Source organism: Streptomyces sp. NPDC005774 (genome assembly GCF_042871645.1).
GTDB classification, from domain to species: domain Bacteria; phylum Actinomycetota; class Actinomycetes; order Streptomycetales; family Streptomycetaceae; genus Streptomyces; species Streptomyces pratens.
The window spans coordinates 1-25,104 of record NZ_JBIAIV010000002.1; the positions used below are offsets into that span (position 1 = coordinate 1).

Consider the following 25,104-nt stretch of genomic DNA (forward strand, 5'->3'; position numbering starts at 1 on the left):
CTGGCGTTGATTTTTGGCACGCTGTTGAGTTCTCAAGGAACGGACGCTTCCTTCGTACTCACCCTCTCGGGCTTTCCTCCGGGCGCTTCCCTTCGGTCTTGCGTTTCCGACTCTATCAGATCTTTCCGATCCGATTTCCTCGGGGTTTCGCCTTCCGGGTCTCCGCTTTCGCGCTTTCCCTTTCCGGCGGTTCCGACTCTATCAGATCTTCTTTTTCGACCTGACCCCCAGTCAGCGGGGTTTGTCTTTCCGGCTGTTGGGCCGTTCCGACGTCTCAAACCTTAGCGGACTCCCTCGCCGCTTCTCAAATCGGAGCCGTTCGGTTCCGATTCAGACGCCGGCATCCCTGCGAATTGAATTCGGGCATACCGAAAGCAGTCCGCTGGGGAGGTCGTGCTGGTGGTTTTGAGTGCCGCTCTCGCGGCGGAAGTATTGCCGGAGAACCGTTACGGCTCGATGGCAACTCGGAGAACTCTACGGGTCGGGTTGGGGGAAGTCAAGCGCCCCCTGTCAAGATCTTTTCGGCCGTTCGCAGGCCCGGAACTCGCGAGGGCGAGGCCGTCAGTCCAGGTCGGCGAGGCGGCCGCCGGCGTCGGGCTGGGCGTCCTCCACCCTGCGCAGGAGGCGGGTGAGCACCTCGCCCAGGGTGATCCGCTCGTCCGGCGAGAGGTCCTGGAGCAGGTCCCCCTCGAAGACCGTCGCCATGCGCATCACCTCGAGCCACTTCTCGCGGCCGGCGGGTGTCGCCTCGACGATGACCCGGACCCGGTTCGTCTCGTCGCGTTCCCGGTTGACGAGGCCTTCGGCGACCATGCGGTCGATCCGGTGGGTCATGGCGGCCGGTGTGAGGCCGAGTCGCTTGGCCAGGTCGCTGGGGCCCATGCGGTACGGGGCGCCGGACAGGACGAGGGCCTTGAGGACCTCCCAGTCGGCATTGGTGATACCGAGCTCGGCGGTCTGGCGGCCGTAGGCGACGTTCATCCGGCGGTTCAGCCGGGACAGCGCGGAGACGATCTTCTCCACCTGGGGGTCGAGGTCCTGGAACTCGCGCTGGTACGCGGCGATCTGCTCTTCGAGTGTCGGCTCGCTGAGGCCGGAGGTGTCGCCCATGGCCCGCAGTATGGCATGACACCCTTCACCCTGAAGCCCTTCGCATTGAAGCTGTTCGGTGTGTATTCTTCACCTTCAAACTTTAGCTTCTAAGTCTTCACTGTTAACTTGCAAGAGAGGGTGAACGTGACCAGGGCGATGGGCGCTGCGATGCGCCGGATCCACGTGGGCAGCGCACTCAGTGCGTTCGGCCTCGGCTTCACCGTCCCCTACCTGTACGTCTATGTGGCGCAGGTACGAGGGCTCGGAGCCGTGACGGCGGGGCTGGTGCTCGCCGTGTTCGCGGTGGCCGCACTGATCGTGCTGCCGTTCGCCGGACGGGCCATCGTCCGGCGGGGTCCGCTGCCGGTACTGCTCGTCGCCCTGGTCACGGCCGCCGTCGGAGCGCTGAGCCTGGGGCTGTCGAGCGGTGCGTCGAGCGTGCTGGTGTCGGCGGCGCTGCTCGGGGCCGGCCAGGCCGTGACGCAGCCGGCGCTGGCGACGATGATCGTGGACTGCTCCACGGTGGAGACCCGGTCGCGTGCGTTCGCCATGCAGTTCTTCCTGCAGAACCTCGGGCTCGGGGTCGGCGGTCTCATCGGCGGACACCTCGTCGACACGACCAGGGCCTCCTCCTTCACCGTGCTGTTCTCGATCGAGGCGGCGATGTTCCTGCTGCTGGTCGTGGTGATGGCGACGGTGCGGATGCCGCGCTCGCCGCGTATCGAGGGTGCTCCGGCTCCGTCGGCCAAGGGCAGCTGGAAGCGGCTGATGGGCAACCGGGCCATGGTGCAACTGTGCGTGCTGGGCTTCGTGCTGTTCTTCGCCTGCTACGGCCAGTTCGAGTCGGGACTGAGCGCGTACGGGGTCGAGGCGGCCGGTATCTCGCCGTCGACGCTGGGGACGGCGCTGGCGGCGAACACGCTGGCCATCGTTGTCGCGCAGTTCGTGGTGCTGCGGTTCGTGGAGCGCCGCAGCCGTACGCGCGTGATCGCGTCGGTGGGGCTGCTCTGGGCCGTGGCGTGGGCCGTGGCCGGGTACGCGGGCCTCGGGAACGGCAGCCAGGCAATGGCGACCGCCGCCTTCATCTCGACGTACGCCTTGTTCGGGCTCGGTGAGTCGATGCTGTCGCCGACGCTCGCGCCGCTGGTCGCGGATCTCGCGCCGGAAGGGCTGGCGGGTCAGTACAACTCGGCGTTCGCCCTGGTGAAGCAGCTCGCGCTGGCCATCGGTCCGGCGGTGGGCGGGCCGATGGGGGCCTCGCTGCACGGGCCGTACATCGTGGTCTTCGTGTTGTTCTCACTGGCGATCACGGTGCTCGCGCTGCGGTTGGGCCGACAGCTCACCCAGGTGCAGGACCAGCCGTCCGTGGCACGGAGCCTGGTGGTCACCCAGGGCGGCGCCGCCCCGGCGGGCCAGTCCCCGGCACACGTCTGAGCCTGGCGCACATGTCTGAAGCCCGGCACACGTCTGAGACCGGCGCACATGTCTGAGACCGACGCTGCACGGCGCGCCGCTCCCCAGGGCCTGCCCTAGGGAGCGACCGGTTTCGGCAGGGCGAACTCGCACCAGACGGCCTTGCCGCCGCCCGGGGTACGCCGGCTTCCCCAGTTGGAGGCGATCGTCGCGACGATGGCGATGCCCCGGCCGGACTCGTCGGCGGGTTCCGCGCGGCGGCGCCTCGGCAGGTGGTCGTCGCCGTCGGTGACCTCGACGATCAGCCGGCGGTCGGTACGGCGCAGGCGCAGACGCATGGGCGGGATGCCGTGCTGGAGGGAGTTGGCGACCAGCTCACTGGCGGCCAGGACGCCCAGGTCGTGCAGATCGGCGGAGAAGCGCCAGCTGGTGAGCACGCCGGAGGCGAAGGCACGCGCGCGGGGTGCCGCTTCGACGCCGCCCAGCAGTTCCAGGGCGGCGTTGTGGAACAGCTCGCTCTCCGGGCCCGTGCGGGCGGGGTACTGGAGCACCAGGACGGCGACGTCGTCGTCGTGCTCCGGGGTCACGCCCGCCGAGCGGACCAGACGGTCGCAGATCACCTGGGGGGTGCCGGTCGCACCGGCCAGGGCGCGCTCCAGAGTGGCGATGCCCTCGTCCAGGTCCTCGTTGCGGCGCTCGACCAGGCCGTCCGTGTAGAGGACGGCGGTGGAACCGGGACTCAGCGGGATCGATCCGGAGGAGTGCATCCAGCCGCCGGTGCCGAGCGGGGGGCCGGTCGGTTCGTCGGCGCGCTGGACGGTGCCCTGCTCGTCGCGGACCAGGATGGGCAGGTGGCCGGCGGAGGCGTAGACGAGGGTGCCCTCGTTGGGGTCGTGGATGGCGTACACGCAGGTGGCGATCTGGTTGGCGTCGATCTCCGTGGCGAGGCCGTCGAGCAGCTGGAGAATCTCGTGCGGGGGGAGGTCGAGGCGGGCGTAGGCGCGTACCGCCGTGCGGAGCTGGCCCATGACGGCCGCCGCGCGGACGCCCCGGCCCATGACGTCGCCGATGACCAGGGCGGTGCGCCCGCCGCCGAGGGTGATCACGTCGTACCAGTCGCCGCCGACGGCGGCCTCGGTGCCGCCGGGGTGGTAGGTGGCGGCGACCCGCAGGTCGTCGGGCTCCTCGAGCTCCTGCGGGAGCAGGGAGCGCTGGAGGGTGACGGCGGTCTCGCGCTGGCGGCGCTCGCTCGCGCGCAGGCGTTCGGCGGCCTCGGCGTGGTCGGTGACGTCGGTGGCGAAGACCAGCACACCGCTGCCGTCGCCCTGGGTGACCGGGGTGCAGGTGAAGGTGTAGGAGCGGCCGTCGGGGGCCTTGCGGGACTTGACCGTGCGGGGCTTTCCGCTGCGCAGGACCTGGTCGAGGAGGGGCAGCAGGCCGAGTTCGTCGAGCTCCGGAAGCGCTCCCCGCGCGGGGGCGCCGATCGGGCGGGCACCGAAGGCGGCCGTGTAGGCGCCGTTGACGTAGGCGATGCGGTGGTCCGGGCCGTGCACCAGGGCGACGAGGGAGGGGACGTGGTCGAGGACCTCGCGCACCCTGAGGTCGTCGACGGCGGGCACGGGCCGTGAATGCTCGACGGCTTGTTCGGCGCGGGCCGTGGGCACGGAGCCCTCCCCCCGCCGGTCCGGAGAGACCGCGTACTCGCCGCGCGCTGCGGCGCGGCGTTGCGTTCCGGGGAGCCGGGCGCTCCAGCGGGTGAAGTTCACGAATCCTTGCCTCGTGTCAGTTGTCGGCGGCCGGGAAACGGGGCCGGCCGGGGCCCCGGGGCCGCACCGGGAACGAGCAGCCGCCCGCCCTCGGTGGTGGACCAGTCTGGCAGGCTGCCGACCGGCCCGGCATCCGTCAGACGTCGGGCCGGTCCGTGGAGTTCCTGGGTACGGTCAGGACGACCCCTTCGGGTTGTCCGGGGGGTCCTGAGAAGCCTTTCCACCGGCCGCGAGTTCGAACTCGGCCCGCGGGTGTTCGAGTGAACCCAGGGAGACGATCTCCCGTTTGAAGAGCCCGGCGAGGGTCCATTCGGCGGCCACGCGCGCCTTGCGGTTGAAGGTGGGGACGCGGCTCAGGTGGTAGGTGCGGTGCATGAGCCAGGCGGGGTAGCCCTTGATCTTGCGCCCGTAGACGTGGGCGACGCCCTTGTGCAGTCCCAGGGAGGCGACCGACCCGGCGTACGAGTGGGCGTACGTCTGAAGGGGTTCGCCGCGCAGGGAGTGCGCGATGTTGTCGGCGAGGACCTTCGCCTGGCGGAGCGCGTGCTGCGCGTTGGGGGCGCATTCCCGGCCGGGTTCCCCGGCGGTGGCGTCGGGGACGGCGGCGGCGTCGCCCGCGGCCCACGCGTGCGGGGCGCCCTCGACGGCGAGTTCGGCGGTGCACCGCAGCCGTCCGCGTTCGTCGCGCGCCAGGTCGGTGGCGGCGAGGACGGGATGCGGTTTGACGCCGGCGGTCCACACGACGGTGCGGGTGGGGAAGCGGGCACCGTCGCTGAGTACGGCGACGCGGTCGGTGCAGGACTCCAGGCGGGTCTCCAGGCGTACGTCGATGTTGCGGCGGCGCAGTTCGCTGACCGTGTAGCGGCCCATCTCCTCGCCGACCTCGGGCAGGATGCGGTTCGAGGCCTCGACGAGGATCCACTTCATGTCCTCGGGGCGGAGGTTGTGGTAGTACCGCGTGGCGTAGCGGGCCATGTCCTCCAGCTCGCCGAGCGCCTCGACGCCCGCGTAGCCGCCGCCGACGAAGACGAAGGTGAGGGCGGCGTCACGGATCGCGGGGTCGCGGGTGGAGGAGGCGATGTCCATCTGTTCGAGAACGTGGTTGCGCAGCCCGATGGCCTCCTCGACGCTCTTGAAGCCGATGGCGTGGTCGGCGAGACCGGGAATCGGCAGGGTGCGCGAGACGGAGCCGGGCGCGAGGACGAGTTCGTCGTACACCACCGCCCGGCCGCCGCCGCTCTTGCCGCCCCCGCCCTTCTCGCTGTCGGCGAGGGTGATGACGGTGGCGACGCGGGCGGCGTGGTCGATGGCCGAGGCCTCGCCGATGACGATGTGGCACCGGTCCAGGACACGACGCAGCGGTACGACTACATGACGAGGAGAAATGGCACCGGCGGCCGCTTCGGGGAGGAACGGCTGGTACGTCATGTACGGGTCAGGGGTGACCACGGTGATCTCGGCCGCGCCCCGGGCGAGTTCCCGTTTCAGCTTCCGCTGCAGGCGCAGGGCCGTGTACATCCCGACATAGCCGCCACCGACAACGAGAATGCGCGCACGTTCCTTCACCCTCCCATGACGCACCCGCCGCCTGCGTTTGTCCACAGCCCCGACGAATTGTGTGACTGGAGGCGGTGGGCTTGCCGAGCGGACCGGATTCCCGGAGTGAACGGTGTATGTGCAGGTCAGCAGCACTTTCCCGGTACTTCTCCCGGGGTACATACGGGATCAATGCCCCCCGTACTCCGATCGGGGGGCGCTCCGTGCGGAACCTGCCCCTTCTGAATTGACTTCCTCTCAACTATGTTCGTACGTCGACGGGGTGTAGGGGGATGCGCTCATTCGGGTCCGCGACGGGCGGATCCGGCCACCGGGCATGTTTCTCGAGCCCCGGCCATCTATGGCGGGGAGTCTCCGGGGGGAGACGTCATCACCGGGGGAAAACATATGCATGTTCAGGATTCTCATTGGTCTTCCGCGTCCACCGTGGCGCCCGGCACCGCGCTGAGTGCGACGTCGCCGGGCCACGGGCGCGCGGGAGGGCCACGCACGACACCGCTGCGCGTGGACGCGCAGCGCAATCTGGAGCACGTGCTGCGCGCGGCACGCGAGGTCTTCGGCGAGCTGGGCTACGGCGCGCCGATGGAGGACGTGGCACGCCGGGCCCGCGTCGGTGTGGGCACGGTGTACCGGCGCTTCCCGAGCAAGGACGTCCTGGTCCGGCGGATAGCCGAGGAGGAGACCTCCCGGCTGACCGACCAGGCGCGTACGGCGCTCGGTCAGGAGGACGAGCCGTGGTCGGCGCTGTCCCGCTTCCTGCGTACGTCGGTCGCCTCGGGCGCCGGGCGGCTGCTGCCGCCGCAGGTGCTGCGGGTGGGAGTGATGGACGAGCACGACCACGACGCGCGCGTGCCGCAGCAGCGGACGCAGCCGGCCGGCGCCGAACTGCGGCTGGTGCCCGAGAAGGGGTTGGCCGGCGCAGGGGAGGACGACGCCGGTACGGCACAGCTTCTCGACGTCGTCGGCCGGCTCGTGGGGCGGGCCCGCGAGGCGGGCGCGCTGCGGCCGGACGTGTCGGTGTCGGATGTGCTCCTGGTGATCGCCACGGCCGCGCCCTCGCTGCCGGACCCGGCCCAGCAGGCGGCCGCCTCGGCCCGGCTGCTGGACATCCTGCTGGAGGGTCTGCGCTCACGCCCGGCGTGAGCGGGTGCGGCCGATGGGGCCCGTCCCGACCGGACGGGCCCTACTCCTTCCCCCAATGGGTGACTGTCCACACTCATGTGCGACAGAAACCCTCGGACGGGTGGATAGGCTGCTCTGAGCTGTCCTGACCAAAAGCCGCTATGGCACCCTGACCCGTGATCAGGACTGGTTGGGCAGGTGGCGGGGGCTTCCGCAATGAGCGTTGACGGGCGGGACGGGTCGTACGGTGACGGCGACTCCGGGGCCGAGAACCCACCGCAGGTGCCGAGTCAGGGATGGCGCACGAGCGTGCCCCCCGACGACAGGGACGACCCGGACGGCCTCGTCCCCGCCCAGCGCGACCGGCGCGAGGGGAGCATCCTGTCTCCACCGCACGAACTGCCGTCGTCCGACGCCGATCTCATCGCGCGCATGCGCGCGGGCGACGACTCGGCGTACGAGGAGCTGTACCGGCGTCACGCGGAAGCGGTGCGCCGGTATGCCCGTACCTGCTGCCGGGACGCCCATACCGCGGACGACCTGACCGCCGAGGTCTTCGCCCGCGTGCTCCAGGCGGTGCGCGGCGGTTCGGGTCCCGAGCACGCCGTACGCGCGTATCTGCTCACGTCCGTACGACGGGTGGCGGCGTCCTGGACGCAGTCGGCGAAGCGCGAGCAACTGGTCGACGACTTCGCGGTCTTCGCCACCCAGGCCGCGCGCCTGCCGCACGGGTCCGGCCCCGACACCCTGGATCTGGGCGCGGACGTACGGGCGATGCACGAGGCCGAACAGTCGATGGCCATGCAGGCGTTCAGGTCGCTGCCGGAGCGCTGGCAGGCGGTGCTGTGGCACACCGAGGTCGAGGACGAGTCGCCGAGCACGGTCGCCACGCTCTTCGGCCTGGACGCCAACGGCACCCGTGTCCTGGCCAGTCGCGCCCGTGAGGGCCTGAAGCAGGCGTACCTCCAGGCGCACGTCAGCGCGACCCTCACCGACGACGAGGAGTGCGCCCGCTACGCCGACCAGCTCGGCACGTACGCGCGCGGCCGGCTGCGCACCCGCGCCGAACGGGGACTGCGGAGACACCTGGACGCATGCGCGCGGTGCCGGCTGGCGGCCACCCAGGTCCAGGAAGTCGCCGGCGGCATCCCCTCCCTGGTGCCCGTCGCCGTCATCGGCTGGTTCGGCGCCGCCGGGTACGCCAAGGCGGCCGGTCTCCTCGCCGGAGGCACGGCAGCCGCGGGCGCGGCCGGCGCGGCGGCCGGCGGCTCGGGCGGAGCGGCCGGCGTGGTGGCCTCGGAGGGGCTGGCCGCACCGGTGAAGGCGGGCCTGGCGGCCGGTGTGGTCGCGGTGGCGACGGCGGCGGCCATCGCCTTCGCCCTCTCGGGCAACGAGAAGCCCCCCGAGGAGCCGAAGGCCGCCCCGCCCGCCTCGTCCCCCGTGGTCCGCGAGGAGCCCCCGCCGCCCTCGGAGGAAACTCCGAAACCGGCGCCCCCGCCTCCCGCTCCGGCCCTCGCACCACCGGCGCCCGCACCGACGCCCGCGCCGACGCCCACGCCGGCCCCGAAGCCCACCCCGACACCAACACCCACCCCCAAGCCGACCCCGCCCTCAGAGCCCGCAACGACCCCGAAACCCACCCCCACGCCAACCCCCGCACCGACCCCGACTCCCCCGCCCCCGCTACCTCCTCCGCCTCCGCCTCCGCCCACTCCGACGGTCCACCAGTGGAGCGAGCTCGCCTACGACATCAGCGGCGACGGCGACGCTCCCGAGATGCGCATCCGCGAGAGCAGCCGGGTCTGGCAGCGCTCGGCCCTGTCCATCGCTCGCCGGAGCCACTCCCCGGGCGTGATGGTCCGCGGCCGTTCCTCCGTCACCATCAACCTGAACCGCCCGTGCACCGCCTACGACGCGATGGTCGGCGTGGACGACCTGACGATGAAACTGGGCAAGGTCACCTTCTCCGTCCACGCGGACGGCGTCCCCCTGTGGAACTCCGGGCCGGTCAAGGGCGGTGGCCGAGCCGTCCCGGTTCACGTGGACCTGACGGGCCGCAAAACCGTACGCCTGGTGGTGGAGCCTCACAGCCACTTCGACCGCCTGGCCCTGGCCGACTGGGCCGAGTCCCGCTTCACCTGCGCGTAGACCCCCGACGTCGGACGAAGAACACGGCACTCGGCGCTCGACCGCACACGCGTGGGGCCCCGCCGGCCGGCGCGGCCCCGCCGGCCGACACGGGTCCACCGACCGACACGGGTCCAACCACCGCGCCCGGCCGTTCCCGCCGCGACGCCGTAGGCCCTCTCAGACCCCCCGGGCCAACGCCCCCTGCTGCGGGGCGATCCCCCCGGGCACCGCTCGCTGCCGCCCGGGCGTCCCCGTCCAGCACGTCCCCCGCCGCGCCAGCAGCCGCCGCAGCCACAGTTCCAGCGCGACCAGATCCGCGAGCCCGTCCAGCGGCAGCGGCTCCCCCTCCGCCGCGGCCCGCAGCGCCTTGCGCACCACGCGGGCCTCGACCAGCCCCGCCTCCGCGAGCAGCGGCGTGTCGAACAACGTCATCAGCGTGCCTGCGGCGACCCGCAGCCCGATCCTCGCCTCGGCGGCGGTGTTGGCCTGAGTCGGCGCGCCCCACCCGGCGGGCAGGTCCCGCACGCCGGACCCTTCCAGCACGGTCCGCAGGATGGAGGCCCGCGCCCCCGGCTTCACCCGCAGCGCTTCGGGCAGCCCCCGGCACGCGCGGACGACCTGGTTGTCGAGGAACGGTGTGTGCAGCCGCTGGAAGCGGATCTCGGCGGCCTGCTCCAACACCCTTACGCCGGCCGCGTGCCGGGCCAGTGCCGCACGCGCGCGGAAGTCGCCGGGCCGCTGCCCCGGCCCCACGTCGGACCGGCGGGTGGACGCCTGAAGGCGAACCGATACTTCAGCGAGCGCCTCCCCGGTCAGCCAGCGCGCCGCCGGACCGGGTCTTCCCCAGGTCAGCGCGGCCAGCGAGGCATCCGCCGCACCCCAGGGGGTCCCGTCGTCCAGCTGGTGGCGCAGCAGCTGTTCAGCGAGGGTCTCGAGTCCCGTGCGGTACGGCGTACGGGCCAGGCGCCGGGCCGCGGCGTACACGCGCGCGGGCACCATCACGGACCCGTCGGCTTTCGCCAGCGCGGCGACGGGCCGTACGAGATGGCGCCGCTTGCGGTCCATGAGGAGGTCGGCGAGACGCGCGGGATGCGCGTCGAGCACCTGCCGGGCCCCGTACCCCGTGAAGTGGTCGGCGCTGCCCGCGGCCAGTCGTGCCCGGTGCCGGGCGGCAGTGACCAGGGAGGGGGCCGGCTCGTCCGTGAGCGGTCCGTCGAGGTCGGCGTACGGCAGGGTGTCCTCGCCACCGGGGACGACCACGTGGTGCAGCCGGGGGTTGGCGGCCAGCGCCCCGGCACGCGCGATTTCGTCCGCCCGCCCGTCGGCCGAGCCGCTCCCCGCCGAGGCCGCGCCCCCCGCGAGATCGTTGAACGTGACGGCGAGCAGCCGCTCGCCCGCGCCCGTGCCATGCCCCAGCACGGTCCCCGGCATGCCCGGCAGCCCGGCGGCGAGCAGCGCCAGCGTCCCGGAGGCGGGCCCGCCGGAGAGGTCGGCCCCGATCCCGGGCACCGGCATCCCGCGCGCCGCGCGCCGCTCGGCAGGACCCATGCCCGGCACCGGGCCGGGATCGATGTCGGCGCCGGGGACGTGCCGGGGCGCGGCGAGCCGGGTGCGTACGGCCTCGACCAGCGCGTCCCGGACGGCGTCCACCGCGCGGTCCGGGTCGGCGGGCGGCGCGGCGACGGCGAGCGAGGCGACGGGCTCGTACCCGGCGATCTCACGCGCCCCGGCGCGCAGGATCAGCGCATGCCCCGGCGGAACCCGCTTCACGCCGTCGTACGGAGTGGAGTCGTGGAGCGCGGCCGGCACATCGGGGGCGGCCAGGAGCGCGGCGAGGTGGCCGAAGTCGAGGTTGGCCTCGACGAGGTCGGCGAGCGGCAGCGCGGCGGTGGCGTACGCGGTGCCACCCTCCCAGGGGGTGTGGAACACCGGCCGGGCGCCCGCGAGGTCGCCGCAGACGGTGACCCGGCGGCCCACCTGTACGACGGCGGTGTAGCTGCCCGGCCAGGCGGTCAGATGGCGCAGCGCGCCGCCGCGCGCGGCGAACAGGGCGACGCGCAGCTGTTCGTCGGAGGCGCCGCAGGTGCCGAGGACGGCGATCCGGGTCTCGGCGTCGCCGGTCACCACCCGCACTTCGTCGGGGCGCCAGTCGCCGACCGCCCACAGCGGATCGGGGTCGCCCCACAACGGGTGGGAACCCACCGGTTGCAGTGTCTCGCCGTCGGGGCCGGTGGCGCCGGCGGAGCCGTACGCCAGGGCGCCCGCGGCGGCGCTGCTCCATCCCACCAACCACCGCATCGACGCCTCCACAGGCTGTGGACAACCGGCGCACCGCATGCACCGGTTCACCCATGCTGCCATGAAGGAGGCGCTCAGGAGGGGTGCCGGTGCCGCATGTGCTCCGTCGGATGCGCCCCGGCGGATACTCCTACCCCGATCCGAACACCCGCCCGAGGCAAGGAGATCGTCCGCTCGCGACCATGCGCCCACCTGCACCGCTGCGACGCGAATGCGCCCCCCAGCGCGCCCCAAGAACCACTAACGCGCCCTCAACTGCCGTGGTGGATGGGCTGATAGCCCTGAAAGAGTGGGGGCGATTTTCGGCCAATTCGGAGAGGTGAGGACAACCTCGAACACGCTCCGTACAGGCTTTGCGCACCGCCGGGGAGTCATGCGGTCCGGGAGACGGAGTGCGTCTCCCGGACCGTTCCACCGCCCGCGGGGATGAAGGCGGCGGCGTCCCCCAGCCCACTGGATCCAGTACAGCGGGCCGACCCACGCAAGGACCATGGAATCGCCCCCGCCGTGGCCGGAGTAGAGCGCACGCACGGGCGCACGGCCACACGCCGGGAGCATGCCGCAACTGCGCGTATCGGACCCGTACTTCAGTACGGACCACAATCCCGCCATCCGGAAGAATGCCCCTTAACGCTTGGGATGCGGAGAACTACGCTGGGTTTACGAATGCCGCGCGGTTATGCCAGAGCGGCAGCCGTCTGTGTCGAGGGGTGGCGCATGTCCAGGGAGCTACGCGGGCCGAACGAAAAGCTTGGCACCGTTCTCGCCCTCGCGGGTATCTCCAACGCGGGCCTCGCGCGGCGCGTCAACGACCTTGGCGCCCAACGCGGATTGACCTTGCGCTACGACAAGACGTCGGTGGCGCGCTGGGTGTCGAAGGGCATGGTGCCGCAGGGTGCGGCGCCTCACCTGATCGCCGCCGCCATCGGCCAGAAGCTCGGCCGCCCGGTGCCGCTCCACGAGATCGGCCTGGCGGACGCGGATCCCGCGCCCGAAGTGGGCCTGTCCTTCCCCCGGGACGTCGGACAGGCGGTGAAGTCCGCCACCGAGCTGTACCGGCTGGACCTGGCCGGCCGCCGCGCGGGGTCCGGCGGCATCTGGCAGTCGCTCGCCGGATCGTTCGCAGTGAGCGCATACGCAACGCCTGCCTCACGCTGGCTGATAACCCCGGCCGACAGCTCGGTCGCACGCGAGGTGAGCCCTTCGGAGGGCTCCGCCGCACCGGCCAGAGTCGGCCACAGTGATGTGCGCAAGCTGCGCGAGGCCGCCGAGGACGCGCGCCGCTGGGACTCCAAGTACGGAGGCGGCGACTGGCGTTCGTCGATGGTCCCCGAGTGCCTGCGGGTCGAGGCGGCGCCCCTGCTGCTGGGCTCCTACGCCGACGACGTGGGCCGCTCCCTGTTCGGCGCGTCGGCCGAACTCACCCGGCTCGCCGGCTGGATGGCCTTCGACACCGGCCAGCAGGAGGCCGCCCAGCGCTACTACATCCAGGCCCTGCGCCTGGCCCGCGCGGCGGCCGACGTCCCCCTGGGGGGATACGTACTGGCCTCCATGTCCCTCCAGGCCACCTACCGCGGCTTCGGCGACGAGGGCGTCGACCTCGCCCAGGCCGCGCTGGAGCGCAACCGCGGCCTGGCCACGGCCCGCACCATGAGCTTCTTCCGGCTCGTGGAGGCACGCGCGCACGCACGCGCGGGTGATGCCCCGGCGGCCGGCGCGGCCCTGAAGGCGGCCGAGGGCTGGCTGGAACGTTCCCGCTCCGGCGACAGCGACCCGGTCTGGCTGGGCTTCTACTCCTACGACCGCTTCGCCGCCGACGCCGCCGAGTGCTACCGCGACCTGAAGGCGCCCCGCCAGGTCCGCCGCTTCACCGAGCAGGCGCTGTCGCGTCCGACGGAGGAGTTCGTCCGCTCGCACGGGCTGCGGCTCGTCGTCTCCGCGGTCGCCGAGCTGGAGTCGGGCAACCTGGACGCCGCCTGCGAGCAGGGGGTGCGCGCGGTGGAGGTGGCCGGCCGCATCTCGTCCGCGCGCACCACGGAGTACGTCAGGGACCTCCTGCACCGCCTGGAGCCCTACGGCGACGAACCCCGCGTGGTCGAACTGCGCGAGCGCGCCCGGCCCCTGCTGATGACCCCCGCTTGATGCCCGTGCCCCCGCCTGATGCCCTTGCCCCCGCCTGATCCGGGACGCCCTCCGTACCACCGCCCCGGCCGGCCCGGCGGATGCCGGCAGGCCCTCGCCGCTCCCGGGGTTCACGGGGTTTACGGGCGTTGTCAGTGGCGCAGTGCACTATCGGGACCTGGAGGTGGTGCGGGTGGTGCGGCGGGCGTACGACTGCGATGTGCTGGTGATCGGTGGCGGCATCGTCGGCCTGTCGACGGCGTACGCGATCACCCGCGCGGCGCCGGGCACGCGGGTCACGGTGCTGGAGAAGGAACCCGGCCCCGCCCGGCACCAGACGGGCCGCAACAGCGGCGTCGTCCACAGCGGCATCTACTACCGCCCCGGCTCCCTGAAGGCGCGGTACGCGGTGCGGGGCGCGGCCGAGATGGTCAAGTTCTGCGCGGAGTACGACATCCCGCACGCGGTGACGGGCAAGCTGATCGTCGCCACCGGCCGGGACGAGCTGCCCCGCCTGCACGCCCTGGCCCAGCGCGGCCGGGAGAACGGTCTGACGGTCCGCGAACTGGGCGCCGCGCAGATCGCCGAGTACGAGCCGCAGGTCGAGGGCCTGGCCGCCCTCCACGTCAACGCCACCGGTGTCTGCGACTACGCGGCGGTGGCCCGCCGGCTGGCGGCCGCGTCCGGCGCGGAGATCCGCTACGGCGCGCGGGTCACCCGGGTCGACCGCCGCCCGGACCTGGGCGTGGCCGCCCTGACCGCCGCCGGAGACGTCGTGCGCGGCCGGGTCCTGGTGAACTGCGCGGGTCTGTACTGCGACGAGATCGCCCGCCTCACCGGCGACGATCCCGGCATGCGCATCGTGCCGTTCCGCGGCGAGTACTACGAGCTGGCCCGCCCGGAGCTGATCCGCGGCCTGGTCTACCCGGTTCCCGACCCGGCGTTCCCGTTCCTCGGCGTCCACCTCACGCGCGGCGTCGACTCGGGCGTCCACGTCGGGCCCAACGCCGTACCCGCACTGGCGCGCGAGGGCTACGACTGGCGTACGGTCCGCCCGCGCGAGCTGGCCGCCACGCTGGCCTGGCCGGGCTCCCGGCACCTGGCCCGCCGCCACTGGCGGCACGGCACCGGCGAGCTGCACCGTTCCCTGTCCCGGCGAGCCTTCACCGAGGCGGTCCGCCGGCTCGTGCCCGCGGTCCGGGAGGCCGACCTGGTTCCGGCCCCGGCGGGCGTACGGGCCCAGGCGGTACTGCGCGACGGCACGCTCGCCGACGACTTCCTGATCCGGGAGACGCCCTGCGCGGTCCACGTCCTGAACGCCCCCTCGCCCGCGGCGACGGCGTCCCTGCCCATCGGCCGGGAGGTGGCCCGCCGGGCCCTGACCGCCCTGGACGCCCTGCCCGCTCCGGACGGCGCACCCCGCTGAGGCAGCCGCTCCCGGAGCCGACGGACGAACCTCTCGCGGCACCCCCGTAAAATCGACAGCACTGTGTCTGAGTCCGTGAACCCCCCCGAAGCACACCCCCGGCACCCCGAGCACACGCCCGGTGTCTCGGTCCGCCGTACCCGGGAGAAGGGGGAGCCCCGCTTCCCTGACGGCCCGAGGGCCGATCCCGCCGGGTCGCACTTCGAACGGCGGATCCGGAGTTTCCAGCCACGCCGGAGCCGGGTCACCGCCGGGCAGGCGGACGCGTTGCAGCGACTGTGGCCCCGGTGGGGCTTCGACGTCGACGGCCGGCAGCACCTCGACCTCGCCGAGTTCTTCGGCAACGACCGCCCGGTCGTCCTCGAGATCGGCTTCGGCATGGGCGAGGCCACCGCGCGCATGGCCGCCGCCGACCCCGACACCAACATCCTCGCCGTGGACGTCCACACCCCCGGCCAGGGCCATCTGCTCGGCCTCGCCGACCAGCACGGTCTGGGCAACGTCCGCGTCGGCAACGGCGACGCGATCATCCTGCTGCGCGAGATGCTCACCCCCGACGCGCTGGGCGGGCTGCGCGTCTACTTCCCCGACCCCTGGCCGAAGAAGCGGCACCACAAGCGCCGGCTGATCCAGCCGGCCTTCCTGGACCTCGCCGCGACCCGTCTCGCCCCGGGCGCGACCGTGCACTGCGCCACCGACTGGGAGCCGTACGCCGAGCAGATGCTCGAGGTGCTGACCGCGCACCCCTGCTTCGAGAACACCGTGGCGGACGGCGGTTTCGCACCCCGTCCGGAGTTCCGGCCGCTGACCCGTTTCGAGGGGCAGGGGCTGGCCAAGGGACATGTGGTGAACGACCTGCTCTTCCACCGCGTACACCACGACGACCGGCCCGACAGCCGGGCCGCCGTCCGGCCCGAGGAACAGAACGCCGCCGGCGCCTGAGTCCACCTGGTGTTCCTGCGGGCAGCACCGTTCCCTCGTTAGGGTCAATGCTGTGGCCATCAGCCGTCCGTACCCGACACAGCCCGGTGCGGTCCCCGGCCCCGCGGGGCCGGCCGACGGGCCCTCCCGGCGGCACGCGCACTGGTGGCAGCAGCCCTGGGTGCGCCACGGGGCGCCGACCGCCCTCCTCGCGCTCTCGGGCCTGGTCATCCTGGGCCTGGTCCGCGAGCAGACCGGTACGGAGGGCTTCCTGGTCGGCCTCGGCCTCGCCGTCCTGCCGGTGCCGCTGCTCGTCGCCGCGTTCCGCTGGCTGGACCGGGTCGCACCCGGTCCGTGGCGCAACCTCGTCTTCTCGTTCGCCTGGGGCGCCGGCGCCGCCGCGCTCATGGCGATCGTCGCCAACAGCTTCGCCACGCGGTGGATAGCGACGGAGACGGCCGACCCGTCCCGCGCGGACACGCTCGGCGCGATCGTGATAGCCCCGGTCGTGGAGGAGTCCGTGAAGGCCGCCGCCGTCCTGCTGGTCTTCCTGTTCCGCAGACGCGACTTCACCACGATCCTCGACGGCGTGGTGATCGCCGGGGTCACCGCCACCGGTTTCGCCTTCACCGAGAACATCCTCTACCTCGGCACCGCCTTCGGCACCGACCGGCTCATCGGCGGCAGCGGCGTCTCCTCCGTCACCGCGGCGACGTTCTTCGTCCGCGTCGTCATGTCGCCGTTCGCGCACCCGCTCTTCACGGTCCTCACCGGCATCGGCTTCGGGACGGCCGCGCTCGCCACCGGGCGGCGGCGCCCGGTGCGTTTCCTGCTCCCGCTCGGCGGCCTGCTGCTCGCGATGGGCATGCACGCGCTGTGGAACGTCTCCTCGACCCTCGGCGAGTACGGCTTCTTCGCCGTGTACGCGGCGTTCATGGTTCCGTCGTTCGGCCTGCTGACCTGGCTGGTGGTGTGGACCCGGCAGCGCGAGCTGCGGACCGTGCGGGAGGAACTGCCCACCTACGTCAGGGCGGGTTGGCTGACCCCGGCCCAGCCCTACGCGCTCGGCTCGATGCGGGCCCGGCGCGTCGCCCTGCGGTACGCGCGCGGGCACGGCGGCCGGGCCGCGGCCCGCGCGGTGGCGCAGTACGGGGCGTACGCGACGTCGCTGGCGTTCCTGCGGCACCGGGGGCGCCGCGGCCGCGCGGGCACGGACTTCACCGCGCGGGAGCACGAGCTGCTACGGGAACTGTGGCGGCGCCGCGACACGGCCCGCCCGGCCCTGGAACACGCGGCCCGGGTCACCGCGCCGCCCGCCCCGCCCTGGCCGGTGTACGGGGGGCACGGCGCGTACGGCGTCGTGAACCCCGCCTGTCCCGCGCACCCCGGGTACCCGGCGTCCGGGCCGAATCCGTACGTGTACCCGTACCGCCCCTGAAACGCCGGACCGGCAGTCCTGACGTCGGGGGGTCGTCGTCGGGACTGCCGGGGCTGTGGCTGCGAGAGCACGCGGGAACCGGCCGGGGGCCGGTGTCTCAGACGGTGAGGCCCTTCGACTGCAGCCAGGCCAGCGGATCGATGCCCGAGCCGGAGCCACCGGTGTGCACCTCCAGGTGGAGGTGGGCGCCGGTGGAGTTGCCGGTGGAGCCGACACGGCCGATCACATCGCCGGTGTTGACCTGCTGGCCGACGCTGACGTTGATGGAGGACTGGTGGGCGTACCAGACCTCGGTGCCGTCGTCGAGGGTCAGCACGGTCTTGTAGCCGTAGGAGCCGTCCCAGCCGGCGGAGGTGATCGTGCCGGTGTGGACCGCCTTGATCAGCGTGCCCGTGGGGGCGGCGAAGTCCAGACCGGTGTGCTGGCCGGAGGACCAGTAGGCGCCGGCCTGACCGAAGGTCGAGGAGATGGTGTACGAGGAGGTGGGCAGCGCGTACTGCGTGGCCAGCTTGGCAAGACGCTCGGCCTCGGCCTTCTTCTCGGCCTCCTCCTCCGCCTTCTCCTTGGCGGCGGCGGCCTTCTCCTCCGCATCCTTCTTCGCGGCGGCGGCCTGCTCCTTGGCCTCCTTCTCCGCCTTGGCGACGGCTTCGGCGGCGGCCTTGTCCTCGGCCTGGCTCTGCTGCTGCTCGACCTGGGCCATGATCCGGGCGCGCAGCACCTCGCCGGCGTCGGAGGTGCTGCCGCCCTGCTCGGCCTCGTCGGCGACCGTGCCGATGCTGCTGAGCGGGGTGGCGGAGCCCTGGGGGGTTTCCTCGTCGGAGATGAGGGAACCGACAGAGGGAAGGTCCGGCATCGAGATCGAGACCGGCGGCTTGCCGGTCTGGGCGCTGGCCATGCCGCCACCGGCGACAGCGGCTATGACACCGACGCCCAGGACGGTGGAGCTACGGGCGAGGCCTCCACCGCGCTGCTTGCCGACGCGATGCCGGCCGCGCACGGGAGGAAGGGACTCCGCGGTGGGGTTCCACTCCTCGAAGGGGCCCTCGTCGGTGCGGATGCTGCCGTAGCCGAAGGTCTCGCTGTCGCGCTGGCTCGGCATGAAGGGGGCCTCAGGAGCAGGCCGGTTTGACGCCACGTGGGCGCACTCCTTTCCTTCCTTCTCGCCTACCGGGTTAGCTGACGGGTTCGGAGCAGGAAGGTCTCCTACGCGCGTATACCGCCCGTGTCTCCACGGGGGCATCCGCACGATTCACCCCAAGGTGTTGGTTCCCCGGTTCCCTTGCGGGATTCGGCGCGTGCGCACGGAGCCGACTCGTGTGACGGCTGGGACGACCGCGCTGCGTTATCGAACGTTAATAGACGGAGGGCTCGTATTCCAAGCCGTTCCTCTTGATCGTTAACGATTCCGCACAGACTTAAGCGCCACGACCACCTCAAAACGGGCGAGTTGACTTCCCCTCATTCGTCACACTGGACCTGACGACACGTCAGTCGTTATGCGCAGCGCGGTGGCCCGATCACCTGGCGTGACATCGGTGCGGAAGGGCTGCCCGGGGGACGCGTTCTCGAAACCTCCGCCGGAAGACCCGGAAGACGGGTCCTGGGCCGAGAAGGGGGAACGGGAACGACCGAGGGCCGGAACCCTTTCGGATTCCGGCCCTCGACCTTCAGTAGCGGGGACAGGATTTGAACCTGCGACCTCTGGGTTATGAGCCCAGCGAGCTACCGAGCTGCTCCACCCCGCGCCGTTGTGTAACCAGCATACGGCATCCGCGGGGCACTCCGCACACACATGCCCGCCGCCCCTCCGTCACCGGCCGGTCAGATGGCCGTTCGGCGCCTCGGCGGCCTCCTTGTGCTCCGGCAGAACGACGACCGTGGCACCCTCCGCGGCCAGCACGCCACTGCCGTCGGCGCCCGCCACGAAGGTGTCCGGCTCCCGCCAGGCGGTGACCACCCGCCGTACCCCCGCGTCCAGGATCAGCCGGGCGCAGGGCTCCGGACGGGATGCGCGGCGGGCACAGGGTTCCAGGCTGGAGTACACGGTGGCGGTCGCGAGCCGCGGGTCCGCGGGGTCGATCCTGGCGAGGGCGGCCTCCTCGGCGTGCACCGTCGGGTCGCCGGCCTCGCGGGAGTGGCCGCGCGCCAGTTCGGTGCCGTCGGCCGCCACGACCACCGCGCCCACACTGAACGCCGTCTCCGAGGGCGGGCACCGGTCCGCCAGTTCACAGGCGAGGGCCAGCCAGTGGTGGTCGGCGGCCACCGGGAGCGGGCCGGTGCCGGGGGCGGTGGGCTCGTAGCGCATGAGGACGACGTCGCCGATGGGGCGGGTCTCCGACAGCCGCAGCCGGCCGCCCTGGTAGGTGCCGGGGCCGAAGAGGCGGGCGGCGTCCGGGTCCCCGACGAAGAGCGGGGCGAGGACCAGCTGGAGCTCGTCTGCGAGGCCCTGGGTGAGGAGCTGGGTGTGGATCAGACCGCCGCCCTCGACCATGAGCCGCCGGACGCCGTACGCGTCGTACAGGTGCGTCAGGAGCCGCCGCCAGTCGAGTTCGGCACCGAGCGGCACGATGTCGGCGGCGATGCCGTGCGCGCGGGCGCGTTCGGCACCCTTGTCACTCGTGTAGAGGACCTTCGCGCCGCCGGTGTGCCAGAACCGCGCCGCCGGGTCCAGGTCGCCCGAGCCGCTGACGGTGACCTTCAGCGGGTATGCGGGGCGGCCCTCGGCGACCCGGGCGGCACGCCGCTCGGGCGCGTTGACCAGCAGCCGGGGGTTGTCGGCGCGGATCGTGCCGGCGCCGATCAGGATCGCGTCGACCGACGCCCGTACCTCGTCGACCCGGTCGAAGTCCTCCGGACCGGACAGCAGCAGCCGTTCGGGGCCGGTGTCGTCGAGATACCCGTCGAGCGAGACGGCGGCGGACAGCAGGACGTACGGGTGGGGCATCGACGGCGCTCCTGACAGGGACGGCGGGCAGGACAGGGCTGGACTGGACTGAGCTGGGCCGGACTGGGCCGGACTGGGCCGGCGCAGAGAGTCTTGCACCCGGTGTGTCCCCGCGCGGAGGGAAGCCGTACGGTGTGCCACCGCCACGTGGCGCGAAACCGTACGGCGCGAACCGTACGGCGTGGAAACGCGGTGACTCGCCGAGTCCGACAACCGGCCCGCGATGAGGACCTTCCCCCCATGCCCCGTGGGTGTCGTCCGCCATCCCGTTTGGTGGCGTCACGGATGGCGAGTGCCGGGGGTCGGATGTGAGCGTTGAGAAACCCCCGGGCCACGGTCCCGGGACGCACAGGCCGTAACCCCTCGGGACCCGTGGGTGTACCGGCCGCAGCCCCGTATGGCGGAGAACCCCCACCAACACGAAGAAGCATTCCCCACTCGGGTCAGTCGATCATTTCCCCCTCCGTCCCCGTGCTGTGGTGGTGACCCGTGGGACATGCCGACACCCTGCTCGCCATGGGCGGCGCGTTCCTCGCCGCGGCGTTCCTGGCCCGTCTCGGCAGCCGGATCGGGCTGCCGACGATCCCGCTGTTCATGCTCGCCGGCATACTGCTCGGCCCGCACACGCCCGGCCTGGTCCTGGTCGAGGACGCGCACGACTTCTCGATGCTGTCGGCACTCGGTCTCGTCCTGCTGCTCTTCTACCTCGGCCTGGAGTTCCACCTCGACGACCTGAGACGGGGCGGCAAACAGCTCCTCAGCGCCGGTGGCATCTACCTGGCGCTCAACGTCGGCGCGGGGCTGGGATTCGGGTTCGCCCTCGGCTGGGGAGCGCGGGAGGCCCTGGTGCTCGCCGGGGTGCTCGGCATCTCGTCCTCCGCGATCGTCACGAAGATCCTCATCGAGCTGGGCCACATCAGCCGGCCCGAGACCCGCCTCATCCTCGGTGTCACCGTCGTCGAGGACATCTTCCTCGCGCTGTACCTCGCCGCGCTGCAGCCCGTCCTCAGCGGCGCCCAGGGGCTCGGAGACATGGAGCTCCAGGCGTCCAAGGCGTTCGGCTTCCTGATGGTGCTCGCCATCGCCGCCCGCTACGGAACCCGGCTGTTCGGCCGGATCATGGCCGTACGCGACAACGAGCTGCTGGTCGTCACCTTCCTCGGGACCGCGATCTTCGTCGCGGGTGTCTCCGAGGTGCTCGGGGTCGTCGACGCCATCGGTGCGTTCATGGTCGGTCTGATCGTGGCCGGTACCCCCGCGGCGCCCCGGATCCGCACTCTGGTGCATCCCCTGCGGGACGCCTTCGCCGCGATCTTCTTCTTCGCCTTCGGGCTGGCCATCGACCCGGGGGACATCGCCTCCGTCGCCGGTCCGGTGGCCGTCGCGGTGGCGCTCACCCTCGCGATGAACCTGATCGCGGGCCTTCTGGTGGCCCGCCTGTACCGGTACGGCGCCGACATCGCCACCACGCTCGTCTCCCGCGGCGAGTTCGCGCTGATTATGGCCGCCATGGCCACCGGCGCGGGGCTCGACGACCGGCTCACACCGTTCATCGCCGGATACGTCCTCGTCCTCGCCGTACTCGGTCCGGTGCTCGCCAAGCAGTCCCACCTGCTCGCGCGCGCCCTGCGCGCCGTCCAGGCCCGGCTGCCCGACCGAGGCTCGTCCCGGGACACCGGAACCGACCCGGACACCGGCCCTTCATCCGGCACGGGGCTCCCCCCGGACCTGGACGCGGGGCCCGACGGAAGCCTGGATGCCGGACCCGTGCCCGACCGGGAGCCCGCCGAAGCCGAGCGCCAGCCGCACAGGGCGGGCACCGAACGCATGGGGACCGGTCATCGACCGTACGGGAAACGGCACTCGGTCAGGGTTCGGTGAGAGCCCGTCAGGGTTCGATCAGCCCCACCCGGATGGCGTACCGGGTGAGTTCCAGCCGGTCCTTCAGGTCGAGCTTGGCCAGCAGGTTCGCGCGGTGGCGCTCCACGGTCTTGGGGCTGATGACGAGGAGGTCGGCGATCTGCTGCGAGGTGTTCCCCTCGGCGACCAGCTTGAGGATCTCCTCCTCGCGGTCGGTGATGGCCTTCGCGGGCAGGTTCCGGCCGTCCCGGGCGAGTTCGAGATAGTTGCGGATGAGGGCGTTGACGGCGCCCGGGTAGAGGAACGGTTCGCCGCGCATGGTGGCCCGGCAGGCCTCCACCAGGTCACGGTCGGCGACGGACTTGAGCACGTAACCGGAGGCACCGGCGCCCAGCGCCTCGAAGAAGAACTGCTCGTTGTCGTACATGGTCAGAATGAGGATCCGCGTCTGCGGCAGGGTGCGGGAAAGCTCACGGGCCGCCTGAAGGCCGGTCAGGCGGGGCATGGCGATGTCGAGGATGGCCAGGTCGGGTCCGTGGATACGGGCCTGCTCGAGGGCTTCGGCACCGTTGTCGGCCTCGGCGACGACGGTCAGGTCCGGTTCGCCGTCGAGGATGAGGCGCACTCCTCGGCGGACCAGTGCGTGGTCGTCGGCGAGGAGGATGCGCGTCAGGGAGCTGCCGCTCTCAGCGCCAGTGGGGGTGCCAGCGGGGGTGCCAGTGGGGCCGGGCTCGGTCATGTTCGGTGTTTCCGGTCGGGGGCGGTGGTCACGGGCGGCAGGGTCCGCACGGGCGCGGGACCCCGCACGGGGACAGGGACAGCGAGGCGCACTCGGGTCCCGCCGCCCGCGGCCGGGCCCACCTCGAGGTCGGCGCCGACGAGCAGGGCCCGCTCGCGCATCCCGAGGATGCCGGCGCCCTCGGACGCGGCGCCGATGCCCTGGCCGTCGTCCTGGACGCGCAGTTCTACTCCGGTGGGGGAGCGGCGCAGGGCGACCTCCGCGCGGTGGGCGTTCGCGTGCCGGACGATGTTGGTGAGCCCTTCCTGGGCCACCCGGTAGAGGACCAGTTCGGCCTCCGGGCCCAGGTCGGGCAGGTCGGGGGCGAGACGGTGCTGGACCGTCAGGCCGGGACCGCCGAACTCGGCGGTGAGTGCCTTGAGCGCGCTGCCCAGCCCGAGTTCGTCCAGGACTCCGGGGCGCAGCCGGCGGGCGATGCGCCGGATCTCGTCCAGGCTGCCCCGGGTGGTCTCCTGCACCAGGCTCAGTTCCTCCCGCAGCTCCGGCGGGGCGTGGTCGGCGACCCGCTTGAGCTGGAGCAGGACGGCGGTGAGGCTCTGACCGACCTCGTCGTGCAGCTCCTGGGCGATCCGGCGGCGTTCGTCCTCCTGCGCGGACAGGGCGCGGGCGCTGCTCGTGGCGCGCTCGTCCTCGAGCCGGTCGAGCATCGTGTTGTACGTGCTGATCAGCTCGGCGATCTCCCCGCGCCCGGCGACCTCGGGGCGCTGGCCGGGGCGCAGCAGGTCGGTGGTGGACATGGCGCGGGTGACACGCTGCAGCGGGGCGAGGCCGACGCGCAACAACAGCGCGTTGGCACCGAGCATGGCGGCCAGTCCCACGGTGAGCACGAAGGCCTCGGTGAGCAGGACCGGGGTGGAGACGGTGACCGGTCCGAGCAACAGGACGGTGGCCGTGATCAGCACGACGGCGTTCAGCAAAAAGATCCGCCAGAACAGTGGCACCCAGTACCACCTCCTCACCGTGCTTCTCCGGAGCCGTCCGTCGTCGTACGACCGTTCTACCGTGCTTATGCCCCGGCGCCGCGGTAGTGCTGCCCTGCCGCCGCCCTGATCTTTCCCTGATATCGCCGTGACCCGGCCCCGCCCCGAGTCCGCCCCCACCCCGGGCCCGGCCTCCCGGGCCCGGCCTCCCGGGCCCGGCCTCCCGGGCCCTGCTCTCCTGGGACCGCCTGGCGGACAGCACCCCCACAACAGGGGGCTGCCCGGCAGGGGTGCAGCCCGGGTCGGCCCTGCTGTCGTAGGCTGCCGTGCCGCGGAGCTTTCGGCGGCCCGCGCTACCGGGGGCGCGGGCGCGGGCCGTCATGGCCCAGCGTGAGTGCTGGTCCGACGGTGCGCCATCCGTGACAGTCCCCATTTTTCCCGTGGGTGTGCGGTGTCCGGCCGGCCCGCGTACAGCTTGGTCCCCCACGAAGATGAGGGCTGCCCCCTATGGTCGCTGACCCCCGGGCGGGCGACCCTTGAAATGGACGCACGCCCGTCCCGTCGAATCACCCCGTACCGGGCGGGTGATGACCTCGGCGCATGGGCAAACTCCCAGGGTCGGCCCGATGGCGGAGTGTCGAGATTCTTGAGGGCCGGCGTTTCGTTTTTCCGCCCCGGCGTCGGTTGCCACGGTACCGACGCCCGGAGGCGTTGCTTCGGAGGTGGCGGTCGGCCGTCTCACCGTGCTGCCACCGTTCGGGAAGGAGGAGACGTGCCCCAGTCCGACAACCAGCGCCTCGTCGATCTCGCGGCCCGAATCGAGCAGGACGACCCGCATTTCGCCCGCTCGATGTCCAGCGGGCGGCCCACCCGGCCCCGCGAGTACCGACGCGCGCGCGCCTGGTGGGTGCTGGGGAGCGGCCTCGTCCTGCTGACCATCGGCCTGATCATGCCCGACGGACTGCTCATCGCGACAGGTCTGGTGCTCAGCGGAATCGGTGCACAGTTGTTCGATCCGTACTCGCCGCAGAGGGGCGGCCGGGAGCGGCACTCGGCCCGCTGAGAGCGCGGACCGCCGGGATCACTTCCCTTCACGCACCGTCGCTTTGCCATGTCATGCGACGTTCTTCCCAGCGCACCCCGGTTTGGGGTGCGCTAAAATCTTTACCAAGCGCTTACGCTCCGTTGAGCAGCGTTCCGCTCTTTCATCGAGCGTTGAACTCTGCGCGTTGAGTACTGGGCACTGAGTGCGGTGTACCGAGTGCGCCGTGTCCTGAGTGCCGCGTACCGATTGCTG

Annotated in this window: 17 protein-coding genes, 1 tRNA gene and 1 riboswitch; of the genes, 9 read left to right on the plus strand and 9 right to left on the minus strand. The window is 72.2% G+C overall.

Annotated elements, in window-relative coordinates:
- Positions 1-561: 561 nt before the first annotated feature.
- Entirely contained in the window at positions 562-1,110 is a 549-nt protein-coding gene (locus ACFYQA_RS02125; RefSeq protein WP_386392545.1) for a MarR family winged helix-turn-helix transcriptional regulator, read from the minus strand.
- Positions 1,111-1,248: 138 nt separating this feature from the next.
- On the opposite strand from ACFYQA_RS02125, the gene ACFYQA_RS02130 reads away from it, so the two are divergent.
- A complete protein-coding gene (locus tag ACFYQA_RS02130; protein WP_388911068.1) occupies positions 1,249-2,526 on the plus strand; it encodes an MFS transporter in 1,278 nt (425 codons plus the stop codon).
- A 95-nt stretch (positions 2,527-2,621) separates the two neighbouring features.
- Here the strand turns inward: ACFYQA_RS02130 and ACFYQA_RS02135 are convergent, their stop codons facing one another.
- Positions 2,622-4,271 carry a SpoIIE family protein phosphatase gene (locus ACFYQA_RS02135; protein WP_388910329.1) on the minus strand — a complete coding sequence of 550 codons (1,650 nt, stop codon included), beginning with the start codon at positions 4,269-4,271 and terminating at the stop codon, positions 2,622-2,624.
- A 174-nt stretch (positions 4,272-4,445) separates the two neighbouring features.
- On the minus strand, positions 4,446-5,837 hold the full coding sequence (locus tag ACFYQA_RS02140; RefSeq protein ID WP_388910332.1) for an NAD(P)/FAD-dependent oxidoreductase: 1,392 nt from the start codon (positions 5,835-5,837) through the stop codon (positions 4,446-4,448).
- Between the two features lie 378 nt (positions 5,838-6,215).
- Between ACFYQA_RS02140 and ACFYQA_RS02145 the strand changes: the two genes are divergently transcribed.
- Positions 6,216-6,971, plus strand: a complete 756-nt coding sequence (locus ACFYQA_RS02145) for a TetR/AcrR family transcriptional regulator (protein WP_388910335.1) — start codon at positions 6,216-6,218, stop codon at positions 6,969-6,971.
- A 195-nt stretch (positions 6,972-7,166) separates the two neighbouring features.
- Positions 7,167-9,098, plus strand: coding sequence for a sigma-70 family RNA polymerase sigma factor (locus ACFYQA_RS02150; RefSeq protein WP_388910337.1), 1,932 nt, complete (start codon positions 7,167-7,169; stop codon positions 9,096-9,098).
- 159 nt (positions 9,099-9,257) lie between these two features.
- Here ACFYQA_RS02150 and ACFYQA_RS02155 read toward each other — a convergent pair whose 3' ends face one another.
- Positions 9,258-11,378 (minus strand): asparagine synthase-related protein, encoded by a 2,121-nt coding sequence (locus ACFYQA_RS02155; protein WP_388910340.1) that lies wholly within the window; start codon positions 11,376-11,378, stop codon positions 9,258-9,260.
- A 717-nt stretch (positions 11,379-12,095) separates the two neighbouring features.
- Here ACFYQA_RS02155 and ACFYQA_RS02160 point away from each other — a divergent pair.
- The 4 genes from ACFYQA_RS02160 (at position 12,096) to ACFYQA_RS02175 (ending at position 17,284) form a co-directional block, all read left to right on the plus strand.
- Entirely contained in the window at positions 12,096-13,520 is a 1,425-nt protein-coding gene (locus ACFYQA_RS02160) for an MFS transporter (RefSeq protein WP_388910344.1), read from the plus strand.
- Positions 13,521-13,662: 142 nt separating this feature from the next.
- Positions 13,663-14,925, plus strand: a complete 1,263-nt coding sequence (gene lhgO / locus ACFYQA_RS02165; RefSeq protein WP_388910347.1) for an L-2-hydroxyglutarate oxidase — start codon at positions 13,663-13,665, stop codon at positions 14,923-14,925.
- A 63-nt stretch (positions 14,926-14,988) separates the two neighbouring features.
- A complete protein-coding gene (gene trmB, locus ACFYQA_RS02170; protein ID WP_388910350.1) occupies positions 14,989-15,867 on the plus strand; it encodes a tRNA (guanosine(46)-N7)-methyltransferase TrmB in 879 nt (292 codons plus the stop codon).
- A 52-nt stretch (positions 15,868-15,919) separates the two neighbouring features.
- Positions 15,920-17,284 (plus strand): PrsW family intramembrane metalloprotease, encoded by a 1,365-nt coding sequence (locus ACFYQA_RS02175; RefSeq protein WP_388910353.1) that lies wholly within the window; start codon positions 15,920-15,922, stop codon positions 17,282-17,284.
- Between the two features lie 97 nt (positions 17,285-17,381).
- On the opposite strand, the gene ACFYQA_RS02180 is transcribed toward ACFYQA_RS02175, so the two are convergent.
- The 3 genes from ACFYQA_RS02180 to ACFYQA_RS02190 all read right to left on the minus strand — a co-directional run bounded on the left by ACFYQA_RS02180 (position 17,382) and on the right by ACFYQA_RS02190 (position 20,228).
- Positions 17,382-18,419 carry a M23 family metallopeptidase gene (locus tag ACFYQA_RS02180; protein ID WP_388910356.1) on the minus strand — a complete coding sequence of 346 codons (1,038 nt, stop codon included), beginning with the start codon at positions 18,417-18,419 and terminating at the stop codon, positions 17,382-17,384.
- Positions 18,420-18,430: 11 nt separating this feature from the next.
- A riboswitch (cyclic di-AMP (ydaO/yuaA leader) is annotated at positions 18,431-18,588 on the minus strand.
- A 367-nt stretch (positions 18,589-18,955) separates the two neighbouring features.
- Positions 18,956-19,029 (minus strand) — tRNA-Met (locus tag ACFYQA_RS02185).
- A 65-nt stretch (positions 19,030-19,094) separates the two neighbouring features.
- On the minus strand, positions 19,095-20,228 hold the full coding sequence (locus tag ACFYQA_RS02190; RefSeq protein WP_388910358.1) for a dihydrofolate reductase family protein: 1,134 nt from the start codon (positions 20,226-20,228) through the stop codon (positions 19,095-19,097).
- Positions 20,229-20,717: 489 nt separating this feature from the next.
- Here ACFYQA_RS02190 and ACFYQA_RS02195 point away from each other — a divergent pair, with 489 nt between their 5' ends.
- Positions 20,718-22,109, plus strand: a complete 1,392-nt coding sequence (locus tag ACFYQA_RS02195) for a cation:proton antiporter (protein ID WP_388910361.1) — start codon at positions 20,718-20,720, stop codon at positions 22,107-22,109.
- Positions 22,110-22,116: 7 nt separating this feature from the next.
- Here ACFYQA_RS02195 and ACFYQA_RS02200 read toward each other — a convergent pair whose 3' ends face one another.
- Positions 22,117-22,827 carry a response regulator gene (locus tag ACFYQA_RS02200; protein WP_388910364.1) on the minus strand — a complete coding sequence of 237 codons (711 nt, stop codon included), beginning with the start codon at positions 22,825-22,827 and terminating at the stop codon, positions 22,117-22,119.
- Positions 22,824-23,828: a histidine kinase gene (locus ACFYQA_RS02205; protein ID WP_388910367.1), complete on the minus strand. Its 1,005-nt coding sequence runs from the start codon at positions 23,826-23,828 to the stop codon at positions 22,824-22,826. The genes ACFYQA_RS02200 and ACFYQA_RS02205 overlap by 4 nt, the downstream gene beginning before the upstream one ends.
- Before the next feature lie 751 nt (positions 23,829-24,579).
- On the opposite strand from ACFYQA_RS02205, the gene ACFYQA_RS02210 reads away from it, so the two are divergent.
- A complete protein-coding gene (locus tag ACFYQA_RS02210) occupies positions 24,580-24,870 on the plus strand; it encodes a DUF3040 domain-containing protein (protein ID WP_388910370.1) in 291 nt (96 codons plus the stop codon).
- Positions 24,871-25,104 lie beyond the last annotated feature (234 nt).

Coding starts and splice junctions, on each gene's coding strand:
- ACFYQA_RS02125 (WP_386392545.1), bottom strand. CDS start 1,110: ATGGGCGACACCTCCGGCCTCAGCGAGCCGACACTCGAAGAGCAGATC.
- ACFYQA_RS02130 (WP_388911068.1), top strand. CDS start 1,249: ATGGGCGCTGCGATGCGCCGGATCCACGTGGGCAGCGCACTCAGTGCG.
- ACFYQA_RS02145 (WP_388910335.1), top strand. CDS start 6,216: ATGCATGTTCAGGATTCTCATTGGTCTTCCGCGTCCACCGTGGCGCCC.
- ACFYQA_RS02150 (WP_388910337.1), top strand. CDS start 7,167: ATGAGCGTTGACGGGCGGGACGGGTCGTACGGTGACGGCGACTCCGGG.
- ACFYQA_RS02155 (WP_388910340.1), bottom strand. CDS start 11,378: ATGCGGTGGTTGGTGGGATGGAGCAGCGCCGCCGCGGGCGCCCTGGCG.
- ACFYQA_RS02160 (WP_388910344.1), top strand. CDS start 12,096: ATGTCCAGGGAGCTACGCGGGCCGAACGAAAAGCTTGGCACCGTTCTC.
- ACFYQA_RS02190 (WP_388910358.1), bottom strand. CDS start 20,228: ATGCCCCACCCGTACGTCCTGCTGTCCGCCGCCGTCTCGCTCGACGGG.
- ACFYQA_RS02200 (WP_388910364.1), bottom strand. CDS start 22,827: ATGACCGAGCCCGGCCCCACTGGCACCCCCGCTGGCACCCCCACTGGC.